This is a genomic window from Arthrobacter sp. Helios, assembly GCF_023167125.1.
Taxonomy (GTDB): domain Bacteria; phylum Actinomycetota; class Actinomycetes; order Actinomycetales; family Micrococcaceae; genus Arthrobacter_B; species Arthrobacter_B luteolus.
The window spans coordinates 909,060-923,045 of record NZ_CP095402.1 but is presented as its reverse complement, the minus strand read 5'-3'; the positions used below and the strand labels follow the sequence as shown (position 1 = coordinate 923,045).

Genomic DNA, 13,986 nt, shown 5'->3' with positions numbered 1-13,986 from the left:
CCTGCCCCGGCGTCCGCCGCGAGGCTAGGGTGCGCCGCCGCGGGCAATCAGTTCCTTGGCAAGGCGGCGGTAGGACTCCGCACCGGCGTGGTTGCCGGCGTAGGAGGTGATCGGCTCGGCGGCGACGGTGGCGTCGGCGAACTTGATGGTGCGCTTGATGACGGTCTCGAAGACCTTGTCGCCGAAGGCCTCGACCAGGCGGCCGATCACTTCGCGGCTGTGCAGGGTCCGTGCGTCGTACATGGTGGCCAGCACGCCGTCGACCTGCAGTCCCGGGTTCAGCCGGTCCTGGACCTTCTCGATGGTTTCCACCAGCAGCGCCACCGCGCGCAGGGCGAAGAACTCACAGATCAGCGGAATGATCACGCCGTGGGCGGCGGTCAGCGCGTTCACGGTCAGCAGGCCCAGGGAAGGCTGGCAGTCGATCAGGATGACGTCGTAGTCATCCGAGACCCGGCGCAGCGCGCGCTCCAGCACCTGCTCGCGGGCTACCTCGTTGACCAGCTGGACTTCTGCGGCCGAGAGGTCGATGTTGGCGGGGAGCAGGTCGATGTTCTCGACGTGCGTCTCCTGGATGGCATCGCGGATGTCCACCTTGCGGTCCATCAGCACGTTATAGACGGTCACGTCCAGTTCATGCGGGTTGGTACCCAGCCCTGCGGAGAGGGCTCCCTGCGGGTCAAAGTCCACCAGCAGGACTTTCCGTCCGGCTTCGGCGAGGGCGGCACCAAGATTAATGGTCGACGTCGTTTTACCGACTCCGCCCTTCTGGTTCACCATGGCGATGATGCGGGCCGGACCGTGGGAGGTCAGGACCGGAGGCTCGGGGAATTCCGTCAGCGGGCGGCCGGTCGGACCCATGGCTTCATCGGTTGCGCCCTGCGTTGGCCCCTGCAGAGTTGTGGAACTCTGTTCGCTGCTCACGTATAAATCCACGCTTCCGTCTCTAGCTGTCCTGCGGCTGTCCTCTCCAAGATTACAACTGTGCAACACCGATACCGCGAATCAGCGGCGTGGAACGCCGCGAGCCTTGACGCTCAACCTTAACTAGAAGCTTTGGACGGCGGGCACCGGACCCGCCCTCAGCAGGCCAGCCGCCGTCGCCGGGGCAGCCGGCTGGAACCACTGAAAGGGACCCAGCGCCCGGATGGCTACAAGCGCTGGAAAAGGTTCAGGATGTTGCCCTCCGTATCCGTAAACCAGGCGGCTTTCCCCACGGGAGTCGAGGCAATGCCGCCTTCTGTTTTCAGGCCCGGGAAATCGTACTCCTCGAAGACAACGCCGCGGCTCCGAAGATCGGCCACTTCACCGTCAAGATCGTTGGTCTCCCACCCCATCTGGGTGTTCTTGGCACTGCCGGCGTTGTCGGTTTTGTACAGCAGGAATCCCGTTCCATTCCCGCTGTGATAGAGCAGGTTCTCATCGTCCAGGACCTGCGGCGGATCGAGGCCCAGCACGTTTCCGTAGAAATCGCTGGCCCTTGCCATGTCCGTGGCGGGGAGGACCGCCATGATCTCTTGTTCCTTCAGCAAAATAACCCCTCCTTCTCAAGAGCCTGGGAGAGCGTTTCCTCCTGCGGGCGTACCCTCCCAGGCGGATTTGTGCTGATCCAACCATTGTCCCCGCCGGCGGCCGCCGCCCGGTAGGGGTTCCCCAACATCGCCCCGGACACCCGGCTGCCCCGCCCAGCACAAAGGGCGCCCCCGCTGACTGCGGGAGCGCCCTTTGGCCCGGTATCCGGACCCTGCACCGGATACCGAAGCTGTGAGCGGTCTTAGCGGACCGTGGCGGTTTCCAGCTCGGGATCCGCTGCGGGAGCCGCGGGCTGGTGGTGATCGTCATCCATGGTGGCTTCGTCGAACGGGCGCTCCCGGTTCAGGACGGCGTTGACCTGCTCCTTGTCGATTTCCTTGGTCCAGGTGCCGATCAGGACGGTGGCGACGGCGTTGCCGGTGAAGTTGGTCAGCGCGCGGCCTTCGGACATAAAGCGGTCGATTCCGACGATCAGGCCGACGCCTTCCACCAGGTCCGGGCGGTGGGACTGCAGGCCGCCCGCCAGCGTGGCCAGACCGGCCCCGGTGACACCGGCCGCACCCTTGGAAGCGATGATCATAAAGACCAGCAGGGAGATCTGCTCACCGAATTCCAGCGGCTTGTTCATGGCCGAGGCCACGAAGAGAGCCGCCATGGTCAGGTAGATGGCCGTGCCGTCCAGGTTGAACGAGTAGCCGGTGGGAACGGTCACGCCGACCACTGGCTTGGAAACGCCGAGGTGTTCCATCTTGGCGATCAGGCGCGGCAGTGCGACTTCCGAAGAGGACGTGGAGAAAATCAGCAGGTATTCACGGCCCAGGTAGCGCATCAGCTTGAAGATGTTCACCCCGGTGCAGAGCTTGAGCACACTGCCCAGGACAACGGCAATAAAGAGGATGCAGGTGATGTAGAAGGCGATCATCAGTACGGCCATGCTCTTGATCGCACCTACACCGGTTTCGCCGACGACGGCGGCAATCGCACCGAAGGCTCCGATCGGCGCCAGCCACATCACCATGGCGAGGATGCGGAAGACGAGCTTCTGGAGGTGGCCGATGCCGGTCAGGATGGGCGCACCGGCGGGACCCATCTTCTGCAGGGCGAAGCCAACCAGCAGGGCAACGAAGAGAGTCTGCAGGATGCTCTCACCGGTCAGTGAGGCCAGGAGCGTGGCGGGTATGATGCTGAGGACAAATCCGACCAGCCCTTCACTGTCCTCCGGAGCGGCGGGAGCATCAGCAGCGCTGGCTTCGAGGTTCAGGCCGGTCCCGGGGTGGATCAGGTTTCCCACCAGCAGGCCGATGGCCAGGGCGAAGGTGGACATCAGGATGAAGTAGCCCAGCGCCAGCCCACCCACCTTGCCGACCGTGGCCGCTTTGGCGATGGAGCCGATACCGAGGACAATCGTGCAGAAGATCACCGGGGCGATCATCATCTTAATGAGGGCGATGAAGGCCGTTCCCATGGGCTTCAACCCCTTGGCGAAGTCCGGGCTCAGCAGGCCCAGGACAGCGCCGAGGACCACCGCCAGGATGACGGCAATGTAGAGGAAATGCGTTTTATCCTTGGTGCGGCGGCTCGTCGGTGAGCCGGCGCCGTTGGGAGGGGTGGCAGATGCCATGGGGGTACGGCTCCTAGGCTTTGGTTGTTGATCCGTCCGCACGGCAGGTTCTGCGCCGCCTCCGTCTTCGGAGCCGGCCTGTTCCCCGGGGACGGGATCGCTCCTCAATATCGTCGCCGCGCAATGTGATCGCTGTCACGGTTGTGGTCATACTGTTCGCAGCCCGGCCGCACAGCAGCGGGCACCTGGAATAAGTCATCGGAGTTTGTGTGGGGAAGTGGAGTCTCGCCAGCCGGCTGCTCATCGGGCAGCTGGTTTTTATCGTCTGCCTGTCCGCAGGCCTGTCCTGGGCGCTCTACCACCAGGCAGAAAAGCGCAGTTATACGGAGACCGCTGCACGGATGCTGGCCATCTCCGAGACAGTGGCAGCGGATCCATTTGTGCTCTCCGCCGCTTCCTCCCCGGATCCAAGCAGCACACTGCAGCCCTTTGCCCGCGCGGTCATGGACGCCGCCGGAATTGATTTTCTGACCATCATGGCTCCCGACGGGACCCGGTTTACCCACCGGAGCGAGGAGCAGATCGGCAGGATTTACCTGGGGTCGATTGACGAGGCACTGAGCGGAGAGCCCTTCACCGAGGTGTACACCGGCACCCTCGGCCCCTCGGTGCGGGCCATCACTCCGGTCATGGGGCCGGACGGCTCCGTGACCGCCCTGGTGTCAGCCGGCATCACAGTGGACCGGGTGGGGATTGCCCGGGACGCCCAGCTCCCGGCCGCGTTCATCATTTCGCTGGCCGCGCTGGCCTGCGGGTCCCTGGCAGCCTACGGGCTCAGCCGGTACCTGCGGCGCACCACCCGGGACCGCAACCCGGAGGAACTGCGGGATATGTTCACGTTCTACGACTCCGCGCTGCACTCCCTGCGCGAAGGCCTGCTGCTCCTGGACAACGACGGCCGGCTGGTGCTCTGGAACGAGCATGCCGCTGAGCTGCTGGGCCTGCAGCTCAGCAGCGGCACCGAACCGGAGGATCCGCGGCACCTCGGACTGCCCGCTCCCCTCGCCGACCTGCTGCACACCGGCCGGAGCGCCCAGGACGAATTCCACTTCACCCGGGACCGGATCCTGGTGGTGAACCAGTCCCCCGCGGTGCCGCCGCCGGGCACGAACGGCACGCCGGGCCGGAGGTGGATCGGCCGGCCCCTGGCTGCTGCGGCACCCCGCCGGATGGGGACGGTGACCACACTGCGCGACCATACCGAGGTGGAGGCCCTCACCGGCGAGCTTCAGTCCATGCGCACCCTGACCGATGCACTGCAGTCCCAGGCACACGAGCACGCCAACCGCCTCCACACGGTGGTGTCCCTGATTGAGCTGAACCGCCCGAAGGAAGCACTCGAGTTCGCCACCCGGGACCTGGCGCACGCCCAGCAGCTGGCGGACGACGTCGCCGCCTCCGTGGGGGATCCCGCGCTGGCGGCGCTGCTGGCCGGCAAGAAGGCACAGGCGAGGGAGCGGGGAATCCGGGTAGGGATCGAACTCGCCGATGATCCGGCCGCGGAAACCGGGCCGGCGCTGCTGGAGTCCGGTGAACTGGTGACGGTTCTGGGCAATCTGCTCGACAACGCCTTCGACGCTGTCCAGGGGCTTCCGTCACCGTGGGTGGCCGTCCGGCTGGCCGTGGACCGCGACAGCACCGGGTACGGTTTCGAAATCAGTGTCCAGGACAGCGGTCCCGGCATACCGCCGTCGTCCCGGGAGAAGATCTTCGAACAGGGATTCAGCACCAAGGACGCGGCGGGGGCGTTCTCCGCCGGGGCTGGCCGGGGCTTCGGGCTGCCCCTGGTCCGGCAGGCAGTCATGCGGCTTGGCGGCACACTGGTGCTCGATGACGCGGACGGCGGCGGTGCCAGGTTTACGGTGCGGATCCCGCTTCCGGCAGGGGTGCGGCAGTGAACGCGGCAGATCAGGTCACCGTTTTGGTGGTGGAGGACGAACCCGTGGTGGCCGAAGCCCACGCCGAGTATGTGCGGCGCTGCGAGGGATTTGCCCTGGCCGGTGTCGCCCACACGGCTGCGGAGGCCCTGGGGTTCCTGACGGCGCCGGGTTCAGCCTGCGACCTGATCCTGCTGGACATGAACCTGCCGGACCTGCACGGCCTGGACCTGCTGCGGCGGATCCGGGGCAGCGGAATCCCGGCGGACGTCATCGCAATTACCGCTGTCCGGGAACTGCCGGTGGTCCGGCAGGCGATGTCGGCCGGAATAGCGCAGTATCTGATCAAGCCGTTCACGTTTGCCGTGTTCAGCGCCAAGCTCGCCGCCTACCGTGAGTACCGCCTGCTGCTGGCCGGGCAGGGAGCTTCGACCACTCAGTCCGAGGTGGACCAGGCATTGGCTGCCCTGCGCCCCCAGCATGCCGCGTCCCTGCCGAAAGGCCTTGCGCCGGAAACACTGGCGGCGGTGTCCGGGGCTTTGAAGAACGCAGCCGCACCCCTGTCGGCGTCGGAGCTGTCCGCGGAACTGGCGATGTCCCGTATTACCGTCCGCCGCTATCTGGAGCATTTGGAGGGACAGCGTGCCGTGGAGCGTTCCCCGCGTTACGGTTCCCCCGGCCGGCCGGAGCTGGAATACACCTGGCGGCGGTAGCCCGGGTTTCAGTCCGGACACAATCCGGCCTTCCCTTTGACCCATCGCCCTGTTCGGCCATAGCGTTTGGTAAACATAAGTTGACCCAGAGGCATATCTTGAGGCAGAACCCGTGGCTTCGCCCGGTATTGCCTCCTATCGACAGGATTTGAATGGACTACCTCAACGCGGCGATCGTGGTGGCCTACCTCGTTGGCATGCTTGCCTTCGGCTGGTGGGGCAAGACCCGCACCCGGAGTGAAAGCGACTACCTCGTCGCCGGGCGCCGGCTCGGCCCCCTGTTCTACACCGGCACCATGGCCGCCGTCGTCCTGGGCGGTGCCTCCACGGTCGGCGGTGTGGGCCTGGGCTACCAGTACGGCATTTCCGGCATGTGGCTGGTGGTGGCGATCGGCGCGGGGGTACTGCTGATCAGCGTGCTTTTCGCTTCCAAGCTGCAGAAGCTGAAGATTTACACCGTCTCGCAGATGCTCTCGCTGCGCTACGGTGCGCAATCCACACAGATGTCCTCGATTGTGATGCTGGCCTACACGCTGATGCTGTGCGCCACCTCCACGGGCGCTTACGCCACCATCTTCGTGGTGCTTTTCGGCTGGGAGCGCTGGGTGGCCATCGCCATCGGCGGCGCCGTAGTGCTGATCTACTCCACGATCGGCGGCATGTGGTCCATCACCCTGGCAGACATGGCGCAGTTCATCATCAAGACCATCGGCGTTTTTGCCCTGATGCTGCCCTTCACCTTCTCCGCGGCGGGCGGACTGGACGGCATCCGTGAGCGGGTGGACGCAGAGTTCTTCAACATCACCGGAATCGGCGCCCAGAGCATCATCACCTACTTCGTCGTATATACCCTGGGCCTGCTGATCGGGCAGGACATCTGGCAGCGGGTCTTCACGGCCCGCACTCCGCTGATCGCCCGCTGGGGCGGCACTGCCGCCGGTATTTACTGCATCCTGTACGGCGTCGCCGGCGCCCTGATCGGCATGGCCGCATCGGTGGTGCTGCCCAGCATCGAGTCGAAGGACGATGTTTACGCCGATGTCGCCATGAACCTGCTGCCGGTGGGCCTGGGCGGCCTGGTGCTGGCCGCTGCCGTGGCAGCCATGATGTCCACCGCCTCCGGTGCGCTTATTGCTGCCGCCACCGTGGCGCGCACGGACGTGGTGCCGTATGTCCGCAGCTGGTTCGGCGCCGCCAAACCGGAAAACGGCGAACGTGCGGCCGGCAATCCGGAGCACGATATTGCCCGCAGCCAGGTCTGGGTCCTCGGCCTGGGACTGGTGGCCATCACCCTGGCCATCGTGGTTCAGGACGTGGTCGCGGCACTGACCATCGCCTATGACATCCTGGTCGGCGGACTCCTGGTTGCCATCCTCGGCGGACTCATCTGGAAGCGGGGCACCGGCCTTGGCGCCGCTGCCTCGATGGTCGCCGGCACCGTCGCGACCCTGGCAACCATGATCTTCCTGGAAGTCACCGGCGAACAGCCGTACGACGGTGTCTACGCCAACGAGCCGATCTACTTTGGCCTGATCGCATCGGCCGCCGTCTACGTGATCATCTCCCTGCTCAGCCCTCGGACTGATGAAGCGGTCATGACCTCGTGGGAGGACCGGCTGGCCGGACGGATCCAGGAAGAGCCGGAGCCTGCGGCCGGGGAAGCAGCACCCACGCCTCCGCGGGCGGGATAGCAGCAGGCCTTGCCCAGCCTTGAAAAGAGCAGGGACCGGCGGTCCGCCGGTTCCTGCTCTTTTCCTGTGCCGCCTGAATGGACCACCCTCAGACTCTGCTTAGGCCTCCCGCTGCACCGCCGGGCGCAGCAGCGGCACCAGGGCGTCCAGCACCGACCGGTCCTCAATGGTGGAGGGCACGGAAAAGTCCTCACCGTCGGCGATCTGGCGCATGGTCTTGCGCAGGATCTTTCCGGACCGGGTCTTGGGCAGCCCGTCGACCACGCGGACGTCGCGGAAGTCAGCCACCGGGCCGATCTGCCGGCGGACCAGGTCCGCGAGCGCCGCCTGGACTTCGGCCTCGGTGGCCGTGGACCCGGCCTTCAGCACCACGTACCCGCACGGCCGCTGGCCCTTGAGGCTGTCCCGCACCCCGATCACTGCACATTCGGCGACGTCCGGGTGCTTCGCCACGGCCTGCTCGATCGCCCCGGTGGAGAGCCGGTGCCCGGCCACGTTAATCACGTCGTCGGTCCGGCCCATCACAAACACGTACCCGTCCTCATCCACATACCCGGAGTCCCCGGTGGCGTAACTGCCCTCGAAGGCTTCGAGGTAGGACGCGCAGTAGCGTTCATCGCTGCCCCACAGGGTCGACAGTGTGCCCGGCGGCAGCGGCAGGTCCAGCACGATGTTGCCTTCTGCTCCCGCGGGGACCTCCGCCCCGGTGCCATCGAGAACACGCAGCCGGAACCCCGGCACCGGGAAGGTGGGCGATCCGGCCTTCAGCGGCTGCGGGTCCAGCCCCATGGGATTGGCGCAGATCGCCCACCCGGTTTCGGTCTGCCACCAGTGATCCACCACCGGGATTCCCATCGCATCCGAGATCCAGCGGAAGGTCTCCGGGTCCAGCCGCTCCCCCGCCGCGAACAGTGTCCGCAGCTTCGCCAGGTCATACCCGGCGGCGAGCGCCAGCTCCGGATCTGCCCGGCGGATGGCCCGCAGCGCGGTCGGGGCGGTGAACAGGACTTCCACGTTGTGCTCCGCTGCCACCCGCCAGAAGGCGCCGGCGTCGGGCGTTCCCACCGGCTTCCCCTCGTAGAGCACTGTGGTGGCACCGGCAATCAGCGGTCCGTAGACGATGTAGGAATGCCCCACTACCCAGCCGACGTCCGAGGCCGTCCACATCACCTGCCCGGGGCCGGCGTCGTAAATATTGGCCATGGACCAGGCCAGCGCGACGGCGTGCGAACCGTTGTCCCGCACCACCCCCTTGGGTGAGCCGGTGGTGCCGGAGGTGTAGAGAATGTACAGCGGGTCGGTCGCCGCCACACTCACCGGCCCCTGGGGCTGGGCGTCCGCGGCCAGCTCTGCCCAGTCCGCCCACCGGGCGCCGCCGGCGCCGTCGAACTCCTGAACCGTGTGCGCAAACCCCTCCCTGGCAGCCACAATGACGGCCCGCACCCGGTGGGCGGCGCTCTCCAAGGCTTCGGCCACGGTGGGCAGGTACTCGACCCGGCGCTTGGGCTCCAGTCCCCCGCTGGCGGTGACGACGGCGTCGGGCCGGGCATCGTCGATCCGCGCCGCCAGTTCGGCCGCCGCGAACCCGCCGAACACCACCGAGTGCACCGCACCCAGCCGGGCGGTGGCCAGCATGGCGATGACGGCTTCCGGGATCATCGGCAGGTAGATGACCACCCGGTCCCCGGCCCGGATGCCCTGGGCATGCAGGACACCGGCGAAGGCCTCCACCTCGGCCAGCAGCTCCGCGTAGGTGTACGTGCGCGTCAGGCCCAGCATGGCGGAGTCATAGATCAAGGCCGCCCGGTCCCCGTGTCCGGCGAGCACGTGCCGGTCCAGCGCGTTGAAGCTGGTGTTGAGCCTGCCGTCCGGGAACCACCGGTAAAACGGCGGGCGGCGCTCGTCCAGGGCCAGGGCCGGGGCCACATCCCAGTCCACCAGCTCCGCGGCGCTGAGCCAGAATCTCTCCGGGTTCCCGCTTGCGGCGGCGTAGGTTTCTGCGTAGCCCTCGGTGCCCATGAATCCTCCTTGATTCGCGGCTGGTATCGCAGTGCCCGTCTCCTCCGGAGGGCCACTGCCGTACCGGCCATGGTAGGGCACGGAGGTGTCAGGCGAGCCAGAAGGCCACCAGCAGGATCACGGGGAAGGAGAGGAAGGAGGTCAGGAACACCACGTCCCGGGCAATCACGGACTTCATGCCGAACTGGCTGGCGAACAGGTAGACGTTCTGCGCGGTGGGCAGGGCACTCATCACCACGGCGCCGAAGAGGGCTTCCCCTTCCAGTCCGAAGACCCATCGCGCGACGGCGTAGCCCACCAGCGGAGCAGCCACGATCTTGAACATGGTGGCGGTGATGATGTCTGCACGGACCGCCCCGTCGGCGAGCGGCCGCTGGCCGAACAGGCTCATTCCGAACACCAGCAGCAGCAGTGGAACGGAGGCGTGTCCCAGCAGGGACAGGGGCTCCCACACCACGGTGGGCAGGTTCACGCCGGTCAGCGCCACAACCAGCCCGGCCACGGTCCCGATCGTCGCCGGGTTGGCGAAGGGCAGCAGGACAGCCCTGGCAGCGGCCAGCGGATGACGGCGGCGGCGGGCCGGCGCTGCCAGTGCTCCCGGACCCGCTGCCAGCCGCTCCCGGGCGAGTGCCTGCCGCCGGGCGGTAAAGGTGAACAGCGCAAGGTAGGCGGGCGCCACGATGAGCAGCTGGGCGACCAGCACGGAGATCACGGGGGTTGCGCTGCCCACCGCATAGAGCGCGATCGGCAGCCCGATGTTCCCGGCGTTTACGTAGGAAGCGCTCATCGCACCAACGGCGGTGTCAGCCGCATTCCGGCGGAGGAACAGCTTCGCCACCAGGGCATAGAGCAGCCCGCACACTGCGGTGGTCGCGAGCGCGGCCGGGGCCAGCGTCCCCAGCACCTGCTGCACGGGAGCCTCGGCCAGGAGAATGAACATCAGGGCAGGGTTGGTGATGTAGTAGATCACCGCGGTCAGCGCCGGCTTGAAGTCCTTTCCGCGGCCGAGGCGAAGGGCCGCGGCAGCGTAGCCCACCCCCACGATGATCAGTACAACGGCGAATCCCTCAACAACTCCCAGCACCTGCGCGGGCCCCATTCCCTTGGTCTCAGTTTCCCTTTGTCCCAGCGCTGCCGGGGCCCAGGCCGGCGCACCGCCCCGCCGTTCCCATCCTGTCAGACCACGGTGGATCCAGGCCGTGCCGGGCGTCACACGGGGTCTCTCTGCACTTCCGAATCCATCCACCTGTGTATACACAGCGACGTTAGTACTCGGAAAGTTGTGGAAATTTTCGCTCGGTGCCTGATTCTCTGTATACACTGGTGCTTCAGCGTCACACCAGTGGGAAGGAGCGCACCATGCGTGCCAGCGACCGCGCCTACGCCATGCTCCGCGAGGACATCGTGGAATGGCGCCTTCCCCCGGGAACAGTCCTCGGCGAAGTTGAACAGTCCCAGCGCCTCGGGATTTCCCGCACACCCCTGAGGGAGGCCCTCGGCCGGCTCACCGCCGACGGGCTCGCGGCACCGCACAACGGACGCGGCGTCGTCGTCACCTCCATTTCCGCCGAAACCGTGGGCGCGCTCTTCGAACTGCGCCAGGCCCTGGAATGCCAGGCAGCCGCCCTCGCCGCCGGCCGCCGCGATCCCGCCGTTTTCCGGGAGCTGCGCAGTGAGTTCGACGCCGCCGCGGCCCGGCTGGGAGCCGACCCGGAGGAAGATCCAGCCCGCCAGGGCTACTACGCCCTCGTGGCCCGCCTCGATACGGCGATCGACGCAGCCGCTGCCAATCCCTACCTGACCCAGGCGCTCGGCAATGTGCGCCTGCACCTTGCCCGGGTCCGCCGCCTGGCCAAGGACAATCCGGCCCGGCTGCGCGAGACCGCATCCGAGCACGCCACGATTGCCGGGGCAATCGCCTCCGGCGACCCTGCGATGGCAGCTGCAGCCACCGCCGTCCACCTGCACAAAAGCCTTGAGCACTTCAGTACCGTCCACCACCCCTGACCGAGAGGACTGCCCACCGTGAAAGCCCATAACCTGCGCGTCTACCGCAGCGATGAGAACCTTCCCCGCGAAGACCAGCTGGCCTGGAAAATCGCCGAAGTCGCCGCTGACCCGGTCGAGGTGAGCGCCGACGCCGCAGACATGGTGATCAACCGCATCATCGACAATGCCTCAGTCGCCGTCGCGTCACTGAACCGCGCACCGATCGTGGCTGCCCGCGCGCAGGCACTCTCCTTCGCGCCATCGTCGGGCGGGTCCGGAGCCAGCGTCTTCGGCGTGGAAGCCAAAACCTCCCCCGAGTGGGCCGCCTGGGCCAACGGTGTCGCTGTGCGGGAACTGGACTACCACGACACGTTCCTGGCAGCCGACTACTCCCACCCCGGGGACAACATTCCGCCGATCCTCGCCGCCGCACAGCACACCGGCGCCTCCGGTGCGGCCCTCCTGCGCGGCATCGCCACCGGCTATGAAATCCAGGTGAACCTGGTCAAGGCCATCTGCCTGCACAAGCACAAAATTGACCATGTGGCGCATCTCGGCCCGTCCGCCGCGGCCGGCCTCGGCACCCTGCTGGGACTGGACATCGAAACCATCTTCCAGGCCATTGGCCAGGCGCTGCACACCACCACCGCCACCCGCCAGTCCCGCAAGGGCGAAATCTCCACCTGGAAGGCCCATGCACCGGCCTTCGCAGGGAAGATGGCCGTCGAAGCGGTGGACCGGGCGATGCGCGGCCAGACCTCCCCCACCCCGATCTACGAGGGCGAAGACGGTGTGATCGCCTGGCTCCTGGACGGACCCGAGGCCGCGTACTCGGTGCCGCTTCCCGCTCCCGGTGAGGCGAAGCGCGCCATCCTGGACACCTACACCAAGGAACACTCCGCGGAGTACCAGGCCCAGGCCTGGATCGATCTGGCCCGGCGGATCCACCGCGAACACCCCGAGGCCACCGACCCGGCCAACGTTGCCTCGGTGCTGATCAGCACGTCGCACCACACGCACTACGTGATCGGCTCCGGCGCCAACGATCCGCAGAAGTACGATCCCACGGCCTCCCGCGAAACGCTGGACCATTCGATCCCCTACATCTTCACCGTCGCCCTGCAGGACGGCGCCTGGCACCACGTGGATTCCTACTCCCCGGAACGGGCCGGCCGGCCGGACACGGTCAACCTCTGGCACAAGGTCACCACCGTCGAGGATCCGGAATGGACCCGCCGCTACCATTCCCTGGACATCGCGGAGAAGGCCTTCGGCGGGCGGGTGGACATCACCCTCACCGACGGCCGCGTGATCACCGATGAAATTGCCGTAGCCGATGCCCACCCGCTGGGCGCCCGGCCCTTCGTCCGCGCCGACTACATCCACAAGTTCCGCACCCTGGCAGCCGGACTGGTGTCCGAAGCGGAAATCGACCGCTTCATCGCCGCCGCCGAACGGCTGCCCGAACTCGCCCCGGGCGAACTGGACCAGCTCAACATCACCGCAGCCGCCGGCGTCATTGATCCGGCGGCAGCCCCGAAGGGACTGTTCTAAATGCTGTACTCCTCCACCACCCCCGAGCAGAAGCGCATCGCGATGCGGGAGGGCCTCACCTCCGGCACCCTGCAGCAGTATCCCGGCGCGTTTAATCCCCTTTCGGCCCGGCTGATCCAGGAAAAAGGGTTCGACGGCGTCTACATCTCCGGCGCTGTCCTCGCCAATGACCTGGGGTTGCCGGACATCGGGCTGACCACGCTCACCGAAGTCGCCACCCGCGCCAGCCAGATCGCCCGGATGACTGACCTGCCGGCCATCGTCGATGCCGACACCGGTTTCGGCGAGCCGATGAACGTGGCCCGCACCATCCAGGAACTCGAAAACGCCGGCCTGGCCGGCTGCCACATCGAGGACCAGTTCAATCCGAAGCGCTGCGGCCACCTCGACGGCAAGAACGTGGTGGACCTGGACACCGCCACCAAGCGGATCCGGGCCGCGGCGGACGCCCGGCGGGATCCAAACTTCCTGATTATGGCCCGCACCGACATCCGCGCCGTCGAGGGCCTGGAAGCCGCCCAGGACCGGGCCCGGGCCCTGGTCGAGGCCGGCGCCGACGCGATCTTCCCGGAAGCCATGAAAACGGTGGAGGAGTTCGCGGCCATCCGCGCCGCCGTCGACGTCCCGATCCTGGCCAACATGACCGAGTTCGGCAAAAGCGAGCTGTTCACCTATGACCAGCTCGCCTCCGCGGGCGTCAACATGGTCATTTATCCGGTGACCCTGCTGCGCAGCGCCATGGGTGCGGCAGAGCGGACCCTGGACGTGATCCGGGCCGAGGGCACGCAGACTGCCGCGGTTCCCAGCATGCTCACACGTGCGCGCCTGTACGATCTGGTGGATTATGAGGCGTATAACCGCTTCGATACCTCAGTTTTCAATTTCCAGGTCCCCGGGAACCCCGGAACACCGGCCCCGGCCTGACCTGGCCGTCCAGAGCCACCCACCAAGAAGAAGGCGCCGCCCCACCCCTGATCTGCGTACTACGA

Annotated in this window: 11 protein-coding genes; 6 read left to right on the top strand and 5 right to left on the bottom strand. The window is 66.9% G+C overall.

Features of this window, described 5'->3' with window-relative positions; all coding sequences use genetic code 11:
* Nucleotides 1-24: 24 nt before the first annotated feature.
* The 3 genes from ArtHe_RS04030 to ArtHe_RS04020 form a co-directional block, all read right to left on the bottom strand.
* Nucleotides 25-924, bottom strand: a complete 900-nt coding sequence (locus tag ArtHe_RS04030) for an AAA family ATPase (protein ID WP_191748377.1) — start codon at nt 922-924, stop codon at nt 25-27.
* Between the two features lie 227 nt (nt 925-1,151).
* Entirely contained in the window at nt 1,152-1,532 is a 381-nt protein-coding gene (locus ArtHe_RS04025) for a VOC family protein (RefSeq protein WP_248318870.1), read from the bottom strand.
* Nucleotides 1,533-1,774: 242 nt separating this feature from the next.
* Nucleotides 1,775-3,154, bottom strand: a complete 1,380-nt coding sequence (locus ArtHe_RS04020) for a cation:dicarboxylase symporter family transporter (RefSeq protein ID WP_248318869.1) — start codon at nt 3,152-3,154, stop codon at nt 1,775-1,777.
* 209 nt (nt 3,155-3,363) lie between these two features.
* On the opposite strand from ArtHe_RS04020, the gene ArtHe_RS04015 reads away from it, so the two are divergent.
* From ArtHe_RS04015 to ArtHe_RS04005, 3 genes are all read left to right on the top strand, one after another.
* Nucleotides 3,364-5,052: an ATP-binding protein gene (locus tag ArtHe_RS04015; protein WP_248318868.1), complete on the top strand. Its 1,689-nt coding sequence runs from the start codon at nt 3,364-3,366 to the stop codon at nt 5,050-5,052.
* Complete coding sequence (locus ArtHe_RS04010) at nt 5,049-5,744, top strand: response regulator (protein ID WP_248318867.1); 696 nt, start codon at nt 5,049-5,051, stop codon at nt 5,742-5,744. The genes ArtHe_RS04015 and ArtHe_RS04010 overlap by 4 nt, the downstream gene beginning before the upstream one ends.
* 152 nt (nt 5,745-5,896) lie before the next feature.
* A complete protein-coding gene (locus ArtHe_RS04005; RefSeq protein WP_248318866.1) occupies nt 5,897-7,435 on the top strand; it encodes a sodium:solute symporter in 1,539 nt (512 codons plus the stop codon).
* Nucleotides 7,436-7,534: 99 nt separating this feature from the next.
* Here ArtHe_RS04005 and ArtHe_RS04000 read toward each other — a convergent pair whose 3' ends face one another.
* Both ArtHe_RS04000 and ArtHe_RS03995 read right to left on the bottom strand, forming a co-directional pair.
* Nucleotides 7,535-9,454 carry an AMP-binding protein gene (locus ArtHe_RS04000; RefSeq protein ID WP_248318865.1) on the bottom strand — a complete coding sequence of 640 codons (1,920 nt, stop codon included), beginning with the start codon at nt 9,452-9,454 and terminating at the stop codon, nt 7,535-7,537.
* 88 nt (nt 9,455-9,542) lie between these two features.
* Nucleotides 9,543-10,553 (bottom strand): AEC family transporter, encoded by a 1,011-nt coding sequence (locus tag ArtHe_RS03995; RefSeq protein WP_248318864.1) that lies wholly within the window; start codon nt 10,551-10,553, stop codon nt 9,543-9,545.
* A 260-nt stretch (nt 10,554-10,813) separates the two neighbouring features.
* Here ArtHe_RS03995 and ArtHe_RS03990 point away from each other — a divergent pair, with 260 nt between their 5' ends.
* The 3 genes from ArtHe_RS03990 to prpB are packed head-to-tail and all read left to right on the top strand — an operon-like array spanning nt 10,814 to nt 13,921.
* Complete coding sequence (locus tag ArtHe_RS03990; protein WP_248318863.1) at nt 10,814-11,461, top strand: GntR family transcriptional regulator; 648 nt, start codon at nt 10,814-10,816, stop codon at nt 11,459-11,461.
* A gap of 18 nt (nt 11,462-11,479) precedes the next feature.
* Nucleotides 11,480-12,997, top strand: coding sequence for an MmgE/PrpD family protein (locus tag ArtHe_RS03985; RefSeq protein WP_248318862.1), 1,518 nt, complete (start codon nt 11,480-11,482; stop codon nt 12,995-12,997).
* Complete coding sequence (prpB, locus tag ArtHe_RS03980; protein WP_248318861.1) at nt 12,998-13,921, top strand: methylisocitrate lyase; 924 nt, start codon at nt 12,998-13,000, stop codon at nt 13,919-13,921.
* Nucleotides 13,922-13,986 lie beyond the last annotated feature (65 nt).

What these genes read in the sequence shown, in the direction of transcription:
- ArtHe_RS04020 (WP_248318869.1), bottom strand. Translation starts at nt 3,154, where the DNA reads ATGGCATCTGCCACCCCTCCCAACGGCGCCGGCTCACCGACGAGCCGC.
- ArtHe_RS04005 (WP_248318866.1), top strand. Translation starts at nt 5,897, where the DNA reads ATGGACTACCTCAACGCGGCGATCGTGGTGGCCTACCTCGTTGGCATG.
- ArtHe_RS04000 (WP_248318865.1), bottom strand. Translation starts at nt 9,454, where the DNA reads ATGGGCACCGAGGGCTACGCAGAAACCTACGCCGCCGCAAGCGGGAAC.
- ArtHe_RS03995 (WP_248318864.1), bottom strand. Translation starts at nt 10,553, where the DNA reads ATGGGGCCCGCGCAGGTGCTGGGAGTTGTTGAGGGATTCGCCGTTGTA.
- ArtHe_RS03990 (WP_248318863.1), top strand. Translation starts at nt 10,814, where the DNA reads ATGCGTGCCAGCGACCGCGCCTACGCCATGCTCCGCGAGGACATCGTG.
- prpB (WP_248318861.1), top strand. Translation starts at nt 12,998, where the DNA reads ATGCTGTACTCCTCCACCACCCCCGAGCAGAAGCGCATCGCGATGCGG.